At 51.1% G+C, this 18,511-nt stretch carries 17 protein-coding genes and 1 pseudogene; all 18 read left to right on the top strand.

Translation table 11 applies throughout. From position 1 onward, the window contains the following. Positions 1-314 precede the first annotated feature (314 nt). Positions 315-728 (top strand): hypothetical protein, encoded by a 414-nt coding sequence (locus tag IPP66_09270; protein MBK9925468.1) that lies wholly within the window; start codon positions 315-317, stop codon positions 726-728. Then, a complete protein-coding gene (locus IPP66_09265) occupies positions 716-1,333 on the top strand; it encodes a hypothetical protein (GenBank protein ID MBK9925467.1) in 618 nt (205 codons plus the stop codon). The genes IPP66_09270 and IPP66_09265 overlap by 13 nt, the downstream gene beginning before the upstream one ends. Positions 1,334-1,498: 165 nt before the next feature. After that, the gene (locus IPP66_09260) at positions 1,499-2,212 is read left to right on the top strand and encodes an ABC transporter ATP-binding protein (protein MBK9925466.1); all 714 of its coding nucleotides are present in this window, start codon (positions 1,499-1,501) and stop codon (positions 2,210-2,212) included. Beyond that, positions 2,209-4,596, top strand: coding sequence for an ABC transporter permease (locus IPP66_09255; protein MBK9925465.1), 2,388 nt, complete (start codon positions 2,209-2,211; stop codon positions 4,594-4,596). The genes IPP66_09260 and IPP66_09255 overlap by 4 nt, the downstream gene beginning before the upstream one ends. A gap of 97 nt (positions 4,597-4,693) precedes the next feature. Continuing rightward, positions 4,694-5,863, top strand: coding sequence for an efflux RND transporter periplasmic adaptor subunit (locus IPP66_09250; GenBank protein MBK9925464.1), 1,170 nt, complete (start codon positions 4,694-4,696; stop codon positions 5,861-5,863). Positions 5,864-6,221: 358 nt separating this feature from the next. Continuing rightward, entirely contained in the window at positions 6,222-6,827 is a 606-nt protein-coding gene (locus IPP66_09245; GenBank protein MBK9925463.1) for a 4Fe-4S dicluster domain-containing protein, read from the top strand. Positions 6,828-6,841: 14 nt separating this feature from the next. After that, positions 6,842-8,857, top strand: coding sequence for a hydrogenase 4 subunit B (hyfB, locus tag IPP66_09240; GenBank protein ID MBK9925462.1), 2,016 nt, complete (start codon positions 6,842-6,844; stop codon positions 8,855-8,857). 10 nt (positions 8,858-8,867) lie between these two features. Next, positions 8,868-9,819, top strand: a pseudogene (locus IPP66_09235) (respiratory chain complex I subunit 1 family protein). A 19-nt stretch (positions 9,820-9,838) separates the two neighbouring features. Next, the gene (locus IPP66_09230) at positions 9,839-11,281 is read left to right on the top strand and encodes a hydrogenase 4 subunit D (GenBank protein ID MBK9925461.1); all 1,443 of its coding nucleotides are present in this window, start codon (positions 9,839-9,841) and stop codon (positions 11,279-11,281) included. 13 nt (positions 11,282-11,294) lie between these two features. Further along, entirely contained in the window at positions 11,295-11,945 is a 651-nt protein-coding gene (gene hyfE, locus IPP66_09225; GenBank protein MBK9925460.1) for a hydrogenase 4 membrane subunit, read from the top strand. A 7-nt stretch (positions 11,946-11,952) separates the two neighbouring features. Continuing rightward, the gene (locus IPP66_09220) at positions 11,953-13,479 is read left to right on the top strand and encodes a hydrogenase 4 subunit F (GenBank protein MBK9925459.1); all 1,527 of its coding nucleotides are present in this window, start codon (positions 11,953-11,955) and stop codon (positions 13,477-13,479) included. Between the two features lie 24 nt (positions 13,480-13,503). Beyond that, the gene (locus IPP66_09215) at positions 13,504-15,234 is read left to right on the top strand and encodes a hydrogenase large subunit (protein ID MBK9925458.1); all 1,731 of its coding nucleotides are present in this window, start codon (positions 13,504-13,506) and stop codon (positions 15,232-15,234) included. Positions 15,235-15,342: 108 nt separating this feature from the next. Further along, positions 15,343-15,888 carry a 4Fe-4S dicluster domain-containing protein gene (locus IPP66_09210; protein MBK9925457.1) on the top strand — a complete coding sequence of 182 codons (546 nt, stop codon included), beginning with the start codon at positions 15,343-15,345 and terminating at the stop codon, positions 15,886-15,888. Then, a complete protein-coding gene (locus tag IPP66_09205; GenBank protein MBK9925456.1) occupies positions 15,878-16,654 on the top strand; it encodes an NADH-quinone oxidoreductase subunit B family protein in 777 nt (258 codons plus the stop codon). Before IPP66_09210 ends, IPP66_09205 begins: the two co-directional genes overlap by 11 nt. 3 nt (positions 16,655-16,657) lie before the next feature. Beyond that, the gene (gene hycH / locus IPP66_09200) at positions 16,658-17,032 is read left to right on the top strand and encodes a formate hydrogenlyase maturation protein HycH (GenBank protein ID MBK9925455.1); all 375 of its coding nucleotides are present in this window, start codon (positions 16,658-16,660) and stop codon (positions 17,030-17,032) included. After that, on the top strand, positions 17,029-17,502 hold the full coding sequence (gene hycI, locus IPP66_09195; GenBank protein ID MBK9925454.1) for a hydrogenase maturation peptidase HycI: 474 nt from the start codon (positions 17,029-17,031) through the stop codon (positions 17,500-17,502). The genes hycH and hycI overlap by 4 nt, the downstream gene beginning before the upstream one ends. 33 nt (positions 17,503-17,535) lie before the next feature. Next, positions 17,536-17,922, top strand: coding sequence for a (2Fe-2S) ferredoxin domain-containing protein (locus tag IPP66_09190; GenBank protein MBK9925453.1), 387 nt, complete (start codon positions 17,536-17,538; stop codon positions 17,920-17,922). Positions 17,923-17,999: 77 nt separating this feature from the next. Then, positions 18,000-18,503 carry an NAD(P)H-dependent oxidoreductase subunit E gene (locus IPP66_09185; GenBank protein MBK9925452.1) on the top strand — a complete coding sequence of 168 codons (504 nt, stop codon included), beginning with the start codon at positions 18,000-18,002 and terminating at the stop codon, positions 18,501-18,503. The last annotated feature ends 8 nt before the right edge of the window (positions 18,504-18,511 follow it).

Raw genomic sequence — 18,511 nt, 5'->3', positions numbered from 1 at the left:
TTGTGGCGATACAACTCACTCGTTTGAATCTATTACAAGGGAATCTGCTCAAAGCACAGCAATTGATAAAAACATATGAACTGGAAAAGACCAGTGGAGGGATATATTCCTATCTTTGGGAATGTACACAACTGGTGCTTTTGCGTGCCAAAATAGCAACGCTTCAAACTGACTCCGAACCTGCCTCAGCGATTCTCGAAACTTTATCCACACTGATAGCGGAAGCTGAACGTCGTGAACGAGTGACGCCCGTTATCGAGGCATCCATTTTGAAAGCGTATATGTATCATGCCACATCAGATCATGCGAACACAATTGAAAGTTTATCTCACGCGTTGACCCTCGGTGCCCAAAGCGGATACGTCCGCGTCTTTGCCGATGAGAGTAAGCAACTCTTGCACATACTCGAACAGTACCATAACAAACTCCACGCCCCGCACATATACGTTGACGAGATCACCAATCTTCTTCGCAAGGAAGCTGCCAATTACCAATTGCCAACTACCGATCAAACACCTGAACTCCATCCCCTCTCGCCGCTCACCCGTCGTGAACTCGACATTCTCCAACTCCTTGCGGCTGGCAAAAGCAACCAGGAGATCGCCGAAGAACGTGTACTCACATTGAACACGGTCAAAAAACATGTGGGGAATATTTTGTCCAAGATGGGAGTCGCCAACCGCACTCAGGCGGTCATGCTGGCAAAGAAATTAGAATGGATAGAGTAAAACCATTCAATAAAATCTTATCGATAGTCGGAATACTTCTGATAATTTCTGCCTGTCAGAGATCGTCAGAAAGCGCACTAAAGTTGCAGGAAAATCTGCGTTCAGATAACTGTATTCCACTTTGCTGGGAAGGCATTCAACCTGGTCTAACGAGCTCAGAAAGTGCAAAAGAAATACTGATAGAAAAATACGGAGAAGAAAGAATTAGTATCGAGGAGAATTGGATAGATTTTTCTGCAAACAACGACGATTTGCTAAACAAAGGTAGTTTTAGTATCAACAAGGAGGTTGTTCAAGAGGTGTACATTTCTCTGAACGAAATGATCAGTGTTGATGATTTACTATCCGTTTTAGGCAACCCAACTTATGTTCTGGTTGATGGCGTCAATGAGTGTCTTGGCAGTCACCTTTGGTTTATGGATGACGGTATCTTTGCTCACATAGACAATCCTGACACGCCATCCAAAGGCATCACTAAAACACAGTATGTCCTGTTACTAAGATTAACAGCAGTTGACGCAATTGACGAAAGCCAAATTTATGACGCTAACCTTATAAAATGGGACGGATATAAAGATTACTGTAAGCTTGTATTTGGAGATTAACAAAAATACCTCTTTTCTACTCCTTTTGAGCGCCGACAAACTTCTCCTCGGAGAGTATCTTAGACAAAAAGATACACCCGAGGAGTTTTTGTTTGGAATGCAACAGCTTGCTGTTGCGCAAGTAGCAAGCTACTTGAATCCAAAAAACTTCTCACAAGGAGACTCATGGCACTTACAACATCATCCCCTCTCATTGACCTGAACGCCGTCACCAAATCTTATCAAACTGACGCTGGTCTCTTCATGGCGCTCAAAGGCGTTGACCTGCATATCAACGCAGGTGAATTTGTGGCGATCGTTGGCAAATCGGGCAGTGGCAAGACAACACTCATTAACATGATTACTGGACTCGACCGTCCAACTGATGGCGAGATCCTTGTCGGTGGTGAGAAGGTCGAAAGGCTTGGCGAGAACAAACTAGCCATCTGGCGTGGACGCACCATCGGCGTGGTCTTTCAATTCTTCCAATTACTTCCCACCTTGACTGCACTCGAAAACGTGATGCTACCCATGGACTTCTGTGCCACACCCATCTTCACCGAACGCCGCAATCGGGCACTGGAACTCCTCCGCTTGATGGAGATCGAAGAACACGCCAACAAACTGCCCGCCAAACTCTCAGGTGGACAACAACAACGTGTCGCCATTGCCCGTGCCCTCGCCACTGACCCTCCCATCCTCGCCGCCGACGAACCGACAGGCAACCTCGATTCGAAAACCGCCGCTGCTGTCTTCTCCCTCTTCGAACGACTCACCAGCCTCGGCAAGACCATCCTGATGGTCACCCACGATCCTGACCTTGCCCGCCGTGCAGGGCGTCAACTCCACATTGCAGATGGTGCGATCGTGAACGATGTGAACGGAAAGGTTTCATCATGACCCGCTGGAAAAAAGTTTACCGTGACCTGTGGAACAACCGCTCACGTACAACGTTGGTGATTCTCTCCATCGCTGTCGGCGTCTTTGCGCTTGGCATGATCGTCTCCACCCAGCAGGCGCTCACCACCTCCCTCGCCGCACAATACGCTGACATGCGCCCCGCAGACATCATCCTCAAGACCGAGCCAATGCTCGACGATGACTTCGTCACATCCATGCGACACATGAAGGGTGTGGATGAAGCCGAAGGTCGTCGTGCTCTGCCCCTCCGCATCTCACTCGACGGCAAAGGCGAAACATGGCGTGACCTGACGTTGTATGCCCTCGCCGATTACGAAGACCAACGCCTGCTGAAAGTCTACGAACAAAGTGGAAACTACCCGCCCGAAAAAGGCGAAGTCCTGCTCGAACGTGCCACCATGATCTATCTCGGACTCGAGCCTGGCGATGAAATTCTGGTCAAGACACCCGAAGGCAAAAAATATACATTGCGTGTGACAGGCATCGTGCACGATCTGTATCGCATTCCACCTGTCATCGAAGGTTGGGTGTATGGCTACGTCAACATGGACACGATCCGCTGGATGGGACAGCCCGAAGGCTATAACGAGCTCTATCTTGATGCGAGCGCCACAAGCCCAACAGAGGTCCGTGCGTTGGCAGAAAAAGCCTCCGATCGAATCAAAAGTGAAGGCTTACCCGTGTATCAGAAGACCATGCCCGATCAGGGAGTCCACCCGTTGAACTTCATCATCGAGACCATGTTGATCTTGCTCGGTCTTATTGCTGGGTTATCCATGTTTCTGAGCGGCTTGCTCGTGGTCAACGTCATCTCGGCATTGATCGCCCAGCAGGAAAAACAGATCGGCATCATGAAAGCCATCGGCGCACGTTCCATGCAGATCATCGGTTTGTATTTCGGCACGGTAATTCTCCTCGGGCTTGCCGCCTGTCTGCTTGCCATCCCGTTCAGCAATATCGGCGCAAACGCTCTCGCCAAATTCGTAGCCGAGTTGGTCAACTTCGATGCACCCAAAGTGCAGTACACGCTCCCTGCATTGCTGACCCAATTCGCTGTTGGATTGATCGTCCCGTTGATCGCCGCCGCACCTTCCATTTTGAGCGGGACAAAAGTTTCACCTGCAAAAGTTCTCAGCGAATACGGGATCAACCAAGTCTGGCGTGGAGCAGGCTTCATGGATGCCATCCTCAACCGCTTCCCCCGCTTCACACGTGACCTGTTGCTGGCTCTCCGTAATCCATTTCGCAAACGTGGACGCCTCATCCTCTCACTCGTCACATTGACGTTCGCAGGTGCGATCTTTATGGGCATTGTCAACCTGCAAGCCTCACTCAACGACTCTCTCGACCAGATGCTTGGTTTCTGGAACTACGATGCCTGGCTGGCAGTGGATGACCATGTCCCAGCGGAGAAGATGATCAATATCGCTGAATCAGTTGAAGGCGTGGGAAGAGCCGAAGCGTGGGGTTTCACCATCGGTCGTTACGTGCGTCCCGATGGATCCGAAAGTGACAACCTCTATCTCATGGCGCCTCCCGCCAACACCGACTTGCTCGATCCGCCGATTGTTGAAGGTCAAGGCATAACAAGCGGTGCTGATTCAATTCTTGTCAGCCCTGGTTTGATCGCCAACGAACCGAACATTCACATTGGCAGTCTCATCACGATCAAGATCGAAGGACGTGAAGAAACGTATCGTGTGGCGGGCGTGATGCAAATGATGGGCAACAGCACCATCGGGTATTTCACCGTGATGGATTACGACGCCTATGCACGTCATGTGCGTGAACCCAACCGTGCCAATGCCATCGTCTTCACGCTCGATGCACGTGATCTCGAAACACAACGTCAGGTCACAAGCGCCGTTGAAAAGGAGTTCGATCGTGCGGGCATCCGTGTGCTCTCGAACTTCCTCATCGCCGAAGAACGTGAAGAAATTGACGGTGCCTTTGCGATCATCGTTGCCCTACTCATGGTCATGACCGTTGTGCTTGCCACGGTTGGCGGGCTGGGCTTGATGGGCACGATGAGTCTCAACGTCATCGAGCGCACCCGTGAGATCGGCGTGATGCGTGCCTTCGGTGCACCAAGCCAGGCAGTATTTCGCATCGTTATCATCGAAGGTCTTTTGATCGGGATGATGAGCTGGGTTCTGGCGATTGTCTTTTCCCTGCCTATTAGCACTTTCCTCGCTCGTGAGATCGGACTCTCGTTCATGGACTACCCCGTACCTGCCTCGTTCTCAATTGGCGGGATCCTCATCTGGGCAGTTCTCGTCATCGTCATCTCGATATTTGCAAGTCTCTTTCCTGCCCTGCGTGCCGTGCGTCTCACTGTGACGCAGGTACTGGCATATGAATAAATCCAGTAAGGGCGACCCTTCAATACCTTTGATGTACTTTACTCTCGCTGGGTGGGTCGCCCCTACATTAACTGAAAATCACAACAAGGAGTTCACCATGAAAAAAGCACTTCTCTCCACCATCATTCTTATCTCGATCTTCCTAACCGCTTGCGGTGGCGCAAATACGCCCATCGTAAAAGCAGAACCAGCAAACGAGGAAACCAATCCCAATACGATCACCGCCGAAGGGACATTGATCCCCTCACCATCTGTCGAACTTGCCTTTGCACAAGGCGGCATTGTGGCGGAGATTCTCGTCCAACCTGGTGATAAAGTCACCAAGGGAGATGTCATTGCCCGCTTGGTCGGCATCGAATCGGTTCAGGCAGAGCTTGCTGCCGCCCAATTAGAACAAACCCTTGCACAACAATCTCTCGATGCACTTCATCGCAACGCCCTGCTCACGTCCGCTCAAACGGAGCAAGCTTTGCTCGATGCACAGGATTCCTACGAAAATGAAGCCAACGGCTGGAATATTGGTAACACGGATGAAGCCAGTGACCTTGAGTTAACCCTCGATGATTACGTCAACGCTGAGGAAGACTACACCAAAGCCCGAGACAAACTCGATACACTGATGGATAAAGAAGAGACCAATCGTGAACGCATTGATGCCCAAGAAGATTTCAACAAAGAAAAGGAATCGCTGACCAAAGCCTACGCCGATCTGTTGACATCCGTCTCTGAAAATGATCAACCTCTCGATGAAGAACTTACTTCCCTGCTGAAAGCTATTGGGGAGCTCGAAGCCGCTCGTGAGATGCAATCCAAACTGGACGAGTCCAACCTCGACCCTGAAATACTCGCCGTTGCAGAGTCTCGCCTCGAAGCTGCAAAGGCACATGTCACCGCCGCAGAAGCAGCCATCGAACTCTACGAACTGCGTGCACCCATCAACGGTGTATTATTCAGTCTCGACCTGAATGTCGGCGAAGCCGTCACACCGACCCTGCCAGTCGCATTCCTTGCCGATACATCTCACTGGACAGTTGAGACCAAAGATCTCGCCGAAATTTACATGGCTGATATCACCATCGGAGACACAGTTTTGGTCAAATTGGATGCTTTTCCCAATGAAGATTTTCTCGGCACAGTGACGGAGATCGATCCTGTCGGAACTGAATATCTGGGTGACATGACTTACAAGGTTACGATCACGCTCAACGAGTCTGATCCAAGGTTTTTATGGAACATGACAGCCACTGTAACAATCGACGAAGGGTGATGCTTTAGAAGAAAGAAAACAAACCGATTCATGCAGGGACAATGATGATTGCCCATTGTCCCTGCAATGTTATATATCCATTTGCGCGAACATACATGTGGGGAGATTTTGTCATCCTCTTCATCTTCTATTACAAATGTACACAAAACAATGATATTCGTCTGTTGACTTTAGCCAAAGAACTATCTTATAATTAATTAGTGAAAAATTTCACTAACAGGATGTGATTTACCCTAAACAATTTAACAGAGTCTTACAGGCTGATTCATCTTTACCGCTGGTTAGGTCAACCATTTACCTATGTTGACATAACTGAACACCAACGCGGTGAAGCACTCCGAAGTTCGACGGAGGTAATATGAAACACGTTGTAGTCGCTGATCCTAAACGGTGTATCGGGTGTTATGCCTGCGTGGCCGGTTGTGTTGAAGGCCATCGTAAGGTCGGGTTACAGGCATACCCCAGGCTATACATCATGCACACGCCGCCCCTCGGCACGATGCCCATTCAGTGCCGGCACTGCGAGGAACCATCGTGTGCGGCAGTTTGCCCGGTGCATGCCATCACTGCCCGTGATGACTCTGTTATTCTGAACGAAAGCCTGTGCATCGGCTGTAAGATGTGCGCTTTGGCGTGCCCATTTGGGGCCATCATACCGGGAGGCACGCCACTTCCAAAGATTGAATTCAATGCGGGGCAATATACCTATGTCAATACACCGTATCAATCAGACCCCATGTATCTGCGTGAATTTGCGATACAGGAAAAACTTTCTATTCTGAACTGGAACATCGGTCAAAAGACGGTCGCCGTCAAATGTGATCTATGCTACTTCAGCCCGGAAGGTCCCGTCTGTGTGCTCGCCTGTCCACATAAGGCGTTGAGTCTGGTGGATGAGGCGTCGGGACATTCGAAGGAATTCATCGAAGAAATCAAGTCTGTCAAATTGCTCGAAGAAATTTAGCGGAGGGAGTCCGTATGGATGCCATTCAGGTATTACTGCTTTCCGTGTCGTTGTTCGGGGTGGGAGCGCTGGCTTCGTTGTTACTCAGCGGGTTTCAACGTACCGCCCGCATTACTGCCGGGCTGATGGGAACTCTCGCATCTCTCACTGGGGTTGTCTCTGCGGCACAGGCTATCACACACTCCCCCGCCCCGCTCAAGTTACCCGTCCCGCTTCCCTTCGGGCAATTCACTTTGCAAATGGATGGCCTCTCCACTTTGATGGTGGTCATCATCTGTCTATTGGGGTTGGCGACAAGTTTTTATGCCATCTCCTATTTCAAACACTACCCAGATCGCAACATTGGCACATTGGGCTTTTTCACGAACATGTTCATTGCCATGATGTTGCTGGTGGTGACCATAGACAACGCTTTCTACTTTCTCATCTTCTGGGAAATGATGACACTGGCGTCGTATTTCCTGGTCATCTTTGAAGGCGAGAAAAAAGAATCAGTTCAGGCGGGCTATCTCTACATGCTGGTGGCACACACTGGTACCGCCTTGATCATGCTGTCGTTCTTTGTGTTCTACATCAACACGGGCAGTTTTGATTTTGAATCATTTCGTCTGAGTCAACTCTCGCCAGTGGTTCGCAACCTAGTCTTCGTGCTGGCCTTCTTCGGATTCGGTGCCAAGGCAGGTATGGTTCCGTTGCACATCTGGCTTCCTCGCGCGCACCCCGCCGCCCCATCGCCCGTCTCAGCACTCCTTTCGGGCGTGATGCTCAAGACAGCGCTGTACGGCATCCTGCGCATTTGTGTGGAGATCCTCGGCGCATCCACTTTATGGTGGGGAATCCTGATACTTGCTTTCGGCGCACTCTCAGCCGTGATCGGTGTGTTCTACGCTCTCACCGAAAAAGATATCAAGCGGATACTTGCCTACTCGAGTGTCGAGAACGTGGGGATCATTCTGCTGGGCATCGGCACTGGGATGATCGGGACGGCTACGCATCAATCGACCGTTGAACTGATCGGCTTTTTAGCGGCCTTGTACCACGCCCTGAACCATTCCTTCTTCAAAGGTCTCCTGTTCCTCGGAGCTGGTTCGATAGATTATTCAACTCACACACGCAATCTGAATGAACTGGGTGGCCTCGGACGTTTGATGCCGTGGACATCTTTGATGTTCCTTGCAGGAGGCTTATCCATTGCGGCGATGCCTCCGTTCAATGGATTTGTCAGCGAGTGGTTCACTTATCAAGCCTTCTTCACAGCCAGCAACGGACAGGATTTCATCATACGTGCATTACTGCCATTGTGTGCGGCGATCCTTGCGCTCGTCGGAACGCTGTCAGCGATGGTGGCGATCAAGATGTACAGCAGTGCATTCTCAGGTCCAGCAAGAAGCGAAAAGGCAAGCAAGGCAATTGAAGTACCGGATTCAATGTTGGGCGGCATGGCGTTCCTCGCCATTGGATGCGTCCTGTTGGGCTTGTGTACGCCGCTCATCGCTCCGTATCTCGCAAACGTTGTTGCAAGCACATTCCATATCCAAAACATGACGGTGGCAAACGGCTCGTGGGTGTATGTAAACACAGCACAGGGAGTTTTATCTGCACCGTTGATCGCCATCCTTTTGCTCGGGTTGTTGCTGGTGCCTGTAGTGGTGATCGCCATTTACGGCGACCGCAAAGCCGGGACGAAGATGGTGAACGACCCATGGGCTTGCGGCTATGGATATTCAAGCCAGATGTCGGTGTCGGCCAGCAACTTTGACCAACCCATCACGACAACATTTAGCGTGATCTATCAGATGCGCACGGCTATTCAAAAACCATTGGATGCAATCGGTGCATGGTCAAAGCGCGTGCGGGATGCGATCTTGCGTGCCGAGCCCGTTCTGGAAAATATCATCAAGGGACCGACGACACGCTCTGTGGATTATGTGGGACGACACATTCAGGCGCTTCAAATGGGCGACATTCGCATGTACTGCCTGTACATCATCCTGACGTTGATCGTTCTTCTGATCGCCGTTTTCAAATAGGGAGAAGGCCATGAGTTCAACCAGCATGTTCTTCATTGGTTTTTTGCAGGCTCTCGTGATCCTGATACTTGCGCCATTGTTCGCAGGCTTCTCACGTGTGATGCGGGCCAAAATGCACAGCCGCCAGGGGGCCGAGCATCTTCCAAAACTATCGCGACATTTTGAAATTGATGAAACGACAGGAAGTAATTTCAGAGCAATCCAGTTGGGTATTCCGTGCAACCCCATATGTTTCGTTCATTGTGATGTTGTTGATCGTGGCGATCATTCCCATCTTTACGACCCGCTCACCCTTCGAATGGGTCGGGGACTTGATCCTTGTGGTCTATCTCTACGCTCTCGCCCGCTTCTTCTTTGCCCTTTCGGGTTTGGATACTGGCAGTACGTTCGGCGGCATAGGCGGACGACGAGAACTGTTCCTCTCCGTTTTGATCGAACCCGTAATGGTGCTGGTGTTATTCGTGATGGCTTTGCTGGCGGGTTCCACCAATTTGAGCGAGATCAGCACGAAAGTTGCGACTGGGCAAATCCCGCTATACACATCTGTGTGGCTTGGGATGTTAGCCTTTGCATTCGCATCCTTTGTGGAGATGGGCAAACTGCCCTTTGACCTCGCTGAGGCAGAGCAGGAATTACAGGAAGGCCCGTTGACGGAATTCTCCGGCAAGTCGCTGGCTTTAATGAAGTGGGGAATCTATATGAAGCAAGTAGTCATCGTTGCGTTGTTCATTGCGGTCTTCCTGCCTTTTGGAAGTGTCACCGGACAATCTGAATTGCCTTTGATCCTTGCAGTACTAATTTCGATTGCGGTTTTCTTTTTGAAAGTGATCGCCTTCTATTTCATCATTGCTGTGTTTGAGAATGCAATGGCCCGTGTGCGCTTCATGAAAGCATCGTCTGTCACGTGGACAGCCTTGGGCGCAGCGATCCTTTCGTTCGTATTCTATCTGGCCAATGTGTAGATGAGGAGAAACAAATAACATGGTCGCATTGTTCCTCGCCAGTCTTCTGATCCCGTTCGTGGGCGCCTTGTTGACGTTGGTCATCCCACGCAGTTGGGTCAAGGTCTTCAGCCAGTGTGCGGCATTTCTGGCCTTTGTGTGCAGTCTTCTCCTCCTCATTCAATTGGGGCTGGATCGGCAAGCTCCTTTCACAGCAGAGTTGGCATCCATTGCTGGGGTGACAGTCTTCGGCGTTGTCATCGACAAGATCAGCGCATTGGTCGGTCTGGCTGTGATCCTTGTGGGCTTTCTGATCGTGGTGTATTCAGCAGGGTATCTCAGCTCAGAGAACCTGGAGCATCCCGAAGTCGATGTGAAGCGCAGGTATTACTTCTTCCTGTTGATGTTCATAGGAGCCATGGCAGGAGTCGTGTGCTCATCCACGATGCTTGGGCTGTTGATCTTCTTCGAATTAACCGGCATTTGTTCGTGGGGACTGATCGGCTATTACGATGATGCCAAAGCTCGCAAAGCGGCGATGAAGGCAATCATCACAACACAAGTGGCATCGCTGGGACTGTATGTTGCAACAGCGGTGTTTTTCCTCGCAAGCAAAACTTTTGATCTCTCGGCGCTGGAAGGCCTGACCGATAACGTCAAGCTCATTATTTTCTTTGGGGTCATGATCGCCGCATGGGGCAAGTCGGCGCAGTTGCCGTTTCACTTTTGGCTGCCAGACGCCATGTCGGCGCCCACGCCGATCAGTGCCTACCTGCATGCGGCTTCGATGGTGAAAGTGGGCGTGTATATCTTTGCACGGTGTCTTGCATCAGCAGGACAAGTGCCTCAGGTGGTTGGAACAGTTGGAGCGATCATGGCGATCGTCACGATGCTCTATGGTTTCTTTATGTACTTCCCGCAAAAAGATATGAAGAGACTGCTGGCGTATTCAACCATCACACAACTCTCTTATATCTTCCTGGCGTTGTCCATTTCGATCTTCGGTTCCACAATGGCATTCAATGGCGGGATCGCACATATCTTCAACCATGCTTTTGCGAAGAGTCTTTTCTTCCTTGTGGCGGGTGCATTGAGTTATGCCGCAGGGACAAAGATGCTGCCGTCGCTCAAAGGCATTATGAAAAAGATGCCGCTGGTAGGAATCAGCTTTGCGGTTGCAACCCTTGCGGTGAGCGGTGTGCCACCTTTCAACGCATTCTTCAGCAAATTCAGCATTCTGGCGGGTGGCTTCATGGTGGCAAAGGCTGAACCGTTATTGATGGTTCTCATGGTGATCGCCGCCCTCGAAACGGTGGGAAGTTTTGCCTGGCTCTTCTGGGTCTTCGGTGAAGCCGTGCCCGGCGAACCCTCGCCTGATGTTTCATCGGCAATACGTCTCCCATTCCAAATGCAGTTCGTTCTTGGAACACTGGTGGTCCTGACAATCATCTCAGGATATTTTGCCGCAGTGTGGATGGGTTAAGGAGATACACGATATGTCGAGCGTAATCCTTGTCAACAGTCTAAGTGGCTTATTGATCCTGACATCATTGCTGGTGATCGAGGTCAAACAACCACGCTGGTCGGCGATCATGTATGGAGTCCAATCTCTTGTGCTGGTGGGCATCCTTGCGGCACTGGCGTATGCCACTGATGCCAAAGAACTCTATCTTTGGGTGGCGAGCGCCTTTGTCACCAAGGTCGTTTTGGTGCCGTGGATCCTGTACACCGCTTTCACAAAAGTGGGCAACCCTGAAAAACCTCGCAACCTGATGGGAACCACGCTTTCGTTCTTCCTTGCAGCCGTTGCGTTAACCGTTTCCTTCGTCGTCGTGAACCAGATCCAACTCAAGGCGGCGGAACCGTTCAAGCCTGCGCTCGCTGTTTCGATGGCTCACTTCTTCTTCGGCGAGTTGTGCATCCTGACCCAACGCAACCTGTTCAAACAGATCATCGGTTTCTGTTTGATGGAAAACGGTTCACACCTGACCCTTGCCCTGCTTGCCTACAATGCACCTGAGATCGTCGAGATCGGCATCGCCACCGACGCAGTCTTCGGCGTGGTCATCATGGTGGCGCTCGGTTATCAGATATACAAACGGTTGGGCACACTGGATACCGCCGACCTGAGCACGTTGAAAGGATAAGTGCAATATGACGGACACCACGGTTTTGATCTGGCTGTTGCTTATCCCGCTGATCTTCTCGCTGGTGGCGTTTGCCGCCCGCTGGCTGAAAGGCGTGGGACGTATTCTGATAGAAGCGGCGCATCTTATCAGTGTGACTTTGGTGTTAGTCATGTCTTTATTGACGGTCAGCGCTGTGCTCAAAACAGGTCCAATATTTGGATTGGCGGATTGGCTGCACGTGGATGCGCTCAGCGCCATCTTCCTGCTCATCATCGGCGTGGTGGGTTTCCTCGTGGGTATCTATTCCATCGGGTACACACGCCATGATCTGGAAACTGGCGAGTTCGACGACAATAAATTAAGCACCTATTACAGCCTTTTCAATTTATTCCTGTTCACCATGCTTTTGGTGGTGACCGCCAACAACATCATCATGATGTGGGTGGCAATCGAAGCGACGACGCTCGGCTCAGCCTTTCTCGTGGGCATCTATGGACATCGTGCCTCGCTCGAAGCGGCTTGGAAGTACATCATCATCTGTACGGTCGGTGTGGCGTTCGGCTTATACGGAACCGTGTTGGTTTACTCCGATGCATTCAATGTGATGCAAAATCCACATAATGCCGTGTTGTGGACGGAGATCATCAAGAATACGCAATCGCTTGACCCAACACTCATCAAGATGGCATTCGTCTTTGTGCTGGTTGGGTTTGGCACAAAAGCTGGCTTGTTCCCCATGCATGCCTGGTTGCCCGATGCGCACAGCGAAGCGCCCAGTCCGGTCAGCGCCATGCTTTCGGGCGTGTTGTTGAATTGCGCCTTGCTGGTCGTCTTCCGTTTTGCGACGATCTCGAATTTGGTGCTTGGACCTGCATTCGCCCAGACACTCTTCCTCGTCTTTGGAATGATCTCCATCGGTGCGGCGGCGTTCTTCATGTACGTGCAACGAGATATCAAACGCTTGCTGGCTTATTCGAGCATGGAAAATATCGGTTTGATCGTGCTGGCGTTTGGCATCGGCGGACCGGCTGGAATCTTTGCGGGCTTATTGCAAGCCATCAATCATAGTTTGGTCAAGTCGCTCATGTTCTGCACGAGCGGAAACATTCTCATCAAATATCGCACACGCAACCTGGATGATGTTAAAGGCTTGTTACAGGTCATCCCGTTCAGCGGTGTGTTGTTGATGGTCGGTGCAATGGCGTTGGTCGGCACTCCCCCATTCAACATCTTCCTCAGCAAGTTCTTCATCATCACAACGGGCTTTGGCACCGGTCACATCTGGTTGATGGTCTTTTGCCTGTTGTTCCTGACGGTGGTTTTTGCGGCATTCTTCCGGGCTCTGGGACCAAGCCTCTTCGGACAGAAACCAGATTCAACGGTCAAGGGTGAAGCGAATTGGTTAACGTTACTGCCCGGCGCTGTGTTGGTCATCCTGATCGTTGCACTCGGTCTCTACATCCCATCCCAATTGATGACATTGCTCAACGGCGCCAGCACGTTGATGGGAGATGGTGGACAAGCTGCGAATCTCCTATCGTTGTTGCCCTAGAAAGGAAACACTATGACCTTATTGATGGAAGAGAAACCGAAGGTTGGTACAAAATACATTGAGGCTCTGCGTGCACGTTTTGGTAGTGCCATCATGGACGAAGCGTGGCAGGCGCCTGATCAGGTGACGGTGACCGTGCCGTTGAACAGCGTGCCCGATATCGTGGAGATGTTGTATTACGAACAGGGCGGCTGGCTTGCGACCGTGGTGGCGAATGACGAGCGCCCGATCAATGGACAGTTTGCGATCTATTATGTTTTATCGGTGGAAGGCGCAAACGATCTCGAAGTGAACGACAAGGCATATGTGGTGGTGCATGCGCAGATACCTGCCCATCAACCCGAGTTCCCATCGGTGACTCCGAAAGTGCCTGCAGCGATCTGGTACGAACGTGAAGTGCGGGATATGTTCGGCCTGCGACCCATCGGACTGCCGGACGAACGCCGCCTCGTTCTACCCGACGACTGGCCCGACAACCTTCATCCTTTGCGCAAAGATTCGATGGATTACCGCTACCGCCCTGAACCGACTACTGAGGACGAGAACTATGACTTCATCAACGTGGAGGGCGAAGGACTCGTCCAAGTACCGCTGGGGCCGTTGCACATGACTTCTGATGAACCCGGTCACTTCCGTTTGTATGTGGATGGTGAACACATCGTTGATGCGGACTATCGTCTCTTCTATGTCCATCGTGGCATGGAGAAACTCGCCGAAAGTCGATTGAACTATGACCAGGTCACGTTCCTTGCGGATCGCATCTGCGGCATTTGTGGATATGCTCACAACGTGGCATACACCAACTCGGTAGAGCGTGCGTTGGGAATTGAAGTGCCTGTACGGGCACACTTCATCCGCACGATATTGCTCGAGACGGAACGCTTGCACAGTCACTTGCTGAATCTTGGGTTGGCTTGTCACTTCGTTGGCTTTGACACGGGCTTTATGCAATTCTTCCGTGTCCGTGAGAAGGCGATGAAGATGGCCGAAATGCTGACAGGTTCCCGCAAGACCTATGGCGTCAACTTGATCGGCGGCGTGCGCCGTGACATATTGAAAGAGCAGCGCACAACGACGTTACAACTTCTAAAAGAACTGCGTGCCGAAGCAACCACACTGGTCAACATGTTGTTGGAAACTCCCAATATCGTCCAGCGCACACAGAACATTGGGCGGTTGGAAACGCAGGTGGCTCGTGACTACAGCCCCGTTGGGCCAACATTGCGTGGCTCTGGTTTTGCACGTGATATTCGTGTCATCCATCCCTATAGCGCCTATGACAAGGTTCCGTGGCATACAGTATCAAAAGATGGATGTGACGTGCTGTCTCGCACGCTGATCCGTGCTGAGGAATTCTTCGAGTCGGTTTCACTCGTAGAACGTTGTCTGGACTCGATGCCTGAAGGTCCGGTATTGACCGAAGGCTTCAAGTATCAACCGTATAAATTTGCACTCGGTTACGTGGAAGCCCCTCGTGGCGAGGACATCCACTGGAGCATGTTGGGCGATAACCAAAAGATATATCGCTGGAAGTGTCGTGCCTCCAGTTACAACAACTGGCCCTCGTTACGATACATGTTGCGAGGCAACACCATTTCCGATGCGCCATTGATCGTCGCCAGCATTGACCCGTGCTACTCATGCACCGAACGTGTAACAGTTGTGGACGTCCGCAAGAAGAAAGCAACCATCGTTCCGTACAAAGAAATGGAACGCTACTGCATCGAACGCAAAGACTCGCCGTTGAAGAAATAAACTCTCCCGTCATTGCGAGGAGGAGCGGAGCGACGACGAAGCAATCTCCTCGACAATTTGGAGATTGCTTCGGGCTAACGCCCTCGCAATGACGAGACAGGAGAACTTATGCTGAAACTCATCAGAGAAGTTTTGAAGGTTGGCAATGCCACACTGCCCTATCCGTTCGAGCCCATCGAACAGATGCCGGGCTTTCGAGGCAAGCCGCACCACGACCCTGAAATGTGCATTGCCTGTGCGGCCTGCGCCATTGCCTGTCCGCCAAACGCCCTGCATATCACTACTGACCTCGATCAGGGATATCAGACGTGGAGTCTTTTCATGGGCCGTTGCATTTATTGCGGTCGCTGTGAAGAGGTCTGCCCGACGGGAGCCATCACGCTCAGCCCAGACTTTGAACTAGCTGTCATGAACAAGCAGGACTTGTACGAAAAGGCTGATTACAAACTCGCCGCCTGCCGAGTCTGCGGAACGTACTTTGCCCCGGTCAAAGAAATCGAGTATGTAACAGCACTGCTCAAACAAAGCGATATGTCTGAAGAGACGTTAAAAGACACGCTCACCTTGTTGGAAATTTGCCCAGAGTGTAAGCGCAAGAACGACGTACCCAAGATGGTGAAGTTATTCCAAACGGAGGGTTCCGATGCTCATTGATAAACCCACCCATCAGGTAGTTGTAGAAAAAAGCAAATACTCCATCCATTTGGATGAACAGACAGCGCAACTCAAAGGGAAGCTACTTAAAGATATCCAACGCTCCATCTACGTCTACCGCATTGACTGCGGCGGATGTAACGGATGCGAGATCGAAATCTTCGCCGCCCTCACACCTCTCTTCGATGTGGAACGCTTCGGCATCAAGGTCGTCTCCTCCCCACGCCATGCGGACGTGTTGGTCTACACCGGCTCGATGACCCGCTCGATGCGAGTCCCTGCGATGCGTGCGTATCATGCGGCACCCGATCCAAAAATTTGCGTGGCGTATGGCGCATGCGGATGTTCAGGCGGAATCTTTCACGACCTGTATTGCGTCTGGGGCGGAGCGGACAAGTTCATCCCCATTGATGTGTACATCCCCGGTTGCCCGCCAACTCCCGCCGCCACAATTTATGGCTTCGCCATGGCGCTCGGCATCCTTGGCCAGAAGCTCAAGACATCGCATCACATTCAAGGCGAGGATGAGCATGTATCGCCGAGGCATCCCGAGGTCCCGTTAAAGATGCGTGTGGATGTCGAGCGTGAGTCCCGCCGCATGGCTGGGTATCTGTACGGAAAACAGATCGCAGAAAAATTCTTCGAGATCTATGAGAACGATCCGAAAAGCATTGAGCAAAATGTGCAAGCACATCTCAATCAGCAAAACGATCCGCGTCTCACTGAGATCATGAAGCGTCTTGTAGAAATTCAGGGAGCACAATAGCAAATGAACGAGCGGGTTGTCTTCTATCAGTTGACGCATAAGTTCGTCAATCAGGAACAGAACATCCCAGAGGACGCCAGACAGGTGGTCTATTACTCGCTTGCAATCGGTCACCATGTTGGTGTGATGGATTGTTTCCAAAGCCTGATGGAAGTTCCGCTCGATGAGTACCGTGAATGGGTTTCGCAACTCCCCGAAGGCACAGCCCGCCACAAAATGGAAGGCGTGTTGAAATGGGGCGAGATCGAAGTCAACAAAGAGCATGCAGGTGGGCTCCTTCCGCTATTGAATGAGCCATGGACAAAACCCTTCGCCCAATCTTTACAAGCGATGATGAAAGAACCCGCCTTGTATTTGATGATAAGGAAAATGACATGACAAAGCGACTCGTGTTGACGGTTGGCAATTCTATGATGGGCGACGATGCCGCCGGTCCGCTTCTTGCCAAGCTGATGGCTGGTTCGCCCATAGACGGCTGGGATGTGCTTGACGGCGGGTCTGTGCCAGAGAATTGCTTGCATCAGATCCGTGAGATGGCACCGGAACAAATCGTCGTTGTCGATGCTGCAGATATGGATTTGGAACCCGGTGCGATCCGCTTGATCAGCGACGAGAATCTTGATGATCCATTCTTGATGACCACACATACTTTGCCACTTTCCTATTTGATCGAGTCTTTGCGGGAAACCACATCCAATGTTGAGTTAATCGGTATCCAACCAGATGTCGTTTCTTTCGGCTACCCCATCTCGCTCGATGTAAAAAATGCCGTGGAAGAGGTGTATGAAAATTTGAAACAGGCCGAGCCTGTTTGGAAAATACTGGAGAATTTGGATTCAGGGAGCTAGCTGGCTGAGTCCATAATGATGAGGAACATGCTTATGAAAACAATACGCTCACTGGAAGACCTAAATACCCTTCGGGAAGAAGTGATCGAGGAGAAGCGACGCAAAGCCGGGCTGGGACATACTCAGATCATTGTCAGTCTCGGCTCATGCGGCATTGCAGCAGGCGCACTCGATACGTTGAACACAGTCCTACAAGTGGTAGAAGACGACAAGATCAAGAATGTGGCGGTCTCACAGATCGGTTGTGTTGGCCTGTGTAAATATGAGCCGCTCCTCGAAGTGGTGATCGGCGACCAACCAGGCGTACTCTACGGAAATGCGACTCCCGAAGTTGTAAAACGGATCATTCGTGAGCATGTCATCGGTGGCAAGGTCGTGGACGAGTTCGTGATCGTGTCCACGCCGTTCCCGACGATTTAGCATATTTTGGAATCAACCAACTTGCTGGTTGGTAAACGGAAGCAAGCTTCCTGAATCCAAAGTCTTGAGGTGACATTATGGATCAAGCAATCAAGCAAAAAGATTTTGACATTGTCGAACTGGTGAATGATGCCATTGAGAAACACGGGAACACACGCGATGCTGTAGTTCCCATTCTGAGCGAGATCAATCACAAGCTGGGCTATATCCCCTCCTCCGCCCTGCCAGAGATTCGCCGTCACATCCATGTGCCACAGGAGGGCGTGTTCCTTGCAGACAGTCATCTCTATTCGGCCGCAAGTTTTTATCACTTGTATTCTTTGAAGCCGCTTGGCAGGCACATCATCCGCTTTTGCGAGAGCGCTCCCTGTCATGTGGTGGGTGGGCGTGAAGTGATACAGGCCATTCAAGATGAGTTGGGGCTTCAACCCGGCGAAACCAGCGATGATAAAAACTGGTCACTGGTGATGACCAGTTGCATCGGGATTTGCAGTGTCGGACCAGTATTCCTTGTAGATGATGATGTCTATGGCAATGTCACGCCGGAGCGTGTGTCAGAGATCCTTGCGAAGTATCAGTAACCAGGTCC

Source organism: Candidatus Defluviilinea proxima (assembly GCA_016721115.1).
GTDB classification, from domain to species: Bacteria; Chloroflexota; Anaerolineae; order Anaerolineales; family Villigracilaceae; genus Defluviilinea; species Defluviilinea proxima.
Note: the sequence above shows the minus strand (reverse complement) of the source record. Positions and strands in the feature narration are given on the sequence as shown.

What these genes read in the sequence shown, in the direction of transcription:
- IPP66_09265 (MBK9925467.1), top strand. Translation starts at nt 716, where the DNA reads ATGGATAGAGTAAAACCATTCAATAAAATCTTATCGATAGTCGGAATA.
- IPP66_09260 (MBK9925466.1), top strand. Translation starts at nt 1,499, where the DNA reads ATGGCACTTACAACATCATCCCCTCTCATTGACCTGAACGCCGTCACC.
- IPP66_09255 (MBK9925465.1), top strand. Translation starts at nt 2,209, where the DNA reads ATGACCCGCTGGAAAAAAGTTTACCGTGACCTGTGGAACAACCGCTCA.
- IPP66_09250 (MBK9925464.1), top strand. Translation starts at nt 4,694, where the DNA reads ATGAAAAAAGCACTTCTCTCCACCATCATTCTTATCTCGATCTTCCTA.
- IPP66_09245 (MBK9925463.1), top strand. Translation starts at nt 6,222, where the DNA reads ATGAAACACGTTGTAGTCGCTGATCCTAAACGGTGTATCGGGTGTTAT.
- hyfB (MBK9925462.1), top strand. Translation starts at nt 6,842, where the DNA reads ATGGATGCCATTCAGGTATTACTGCTTTCCGTGTCGTTGTTCGGGGTG.
- IPP66_09230 (MBK9925461.1), top strand. Translation starts at nt 9,839, where the DNA reads ATGGTCGCATTGTTCCTCGCCAGTCTTCTGATCCCGTTCGTGGGCGCC.
- hyfE (MBK9925460.1), top strand. Translation starts at nt 11,295, where the DNA reads ATGTCGAGCGTAATCCTTGTCAACAGTCTAAGTGGCTTATTGATCCTG.
- IPP66_09220 (MBK9925459.1), top strand. Translation starts at nt 11,953, where the DNA reads ATGACGGACACCACGGTTTTGATCTGGCTGTTGCTTATCCCGCTGATC.
- IPP66_09215 (MBK9925458.1), top strand. Translation starts at nt 13,504, where the DNA reads ATGGAAGAGAAACCGAAGGTTGGTACAAAATACATTGAGGCTCTGCGT.
- IPP66_09210 (MBK9925457.1), top strand. Translation starts at nt 15,343, where the DNA reads ATGCTGAAACTCATCAGAGAAGTTTTGAAGGTTGGCAATGCCACACTG.
- IPP66_09205 (MBK9925456.1), top strand. Translation starts at nt 15,878, where the DNA reads ATGCTCATTGATAAACCCACCCATCAGGTAGTTGTAGAAAAAAGCAAA.
- hycH (MBK9925455.1), top strand. Translation starts at nt 16,658, where the DNA reads ATGAACGAGCGGGTTGTCTTCTATCAGTTGACGCATAAGTTCGTCAAT.
- hycI (MBK9925454.1), top strand. Translation starts at nt 17,029, where the DNA reads ATGACAAAGCGACTCGTGTTGACGGTTGGCAATTCTATGATGGGCGAC.
- IPP66_09190 (MBK9925453.1), top strand. Translation starts at nt 17,536, where the DNA reads ATGAAAACAATACGCTCACTGGAAGACCTAAATACCCTTCGGGAAGAA.
- IPP66_09185 (MBK9925452.1), top strand. Translation starts at nt 18,000, where the DNA reads ATGGATCAAGCAATCAAGCAAAAAGATTTTGACATTGTCGAACTGGTG.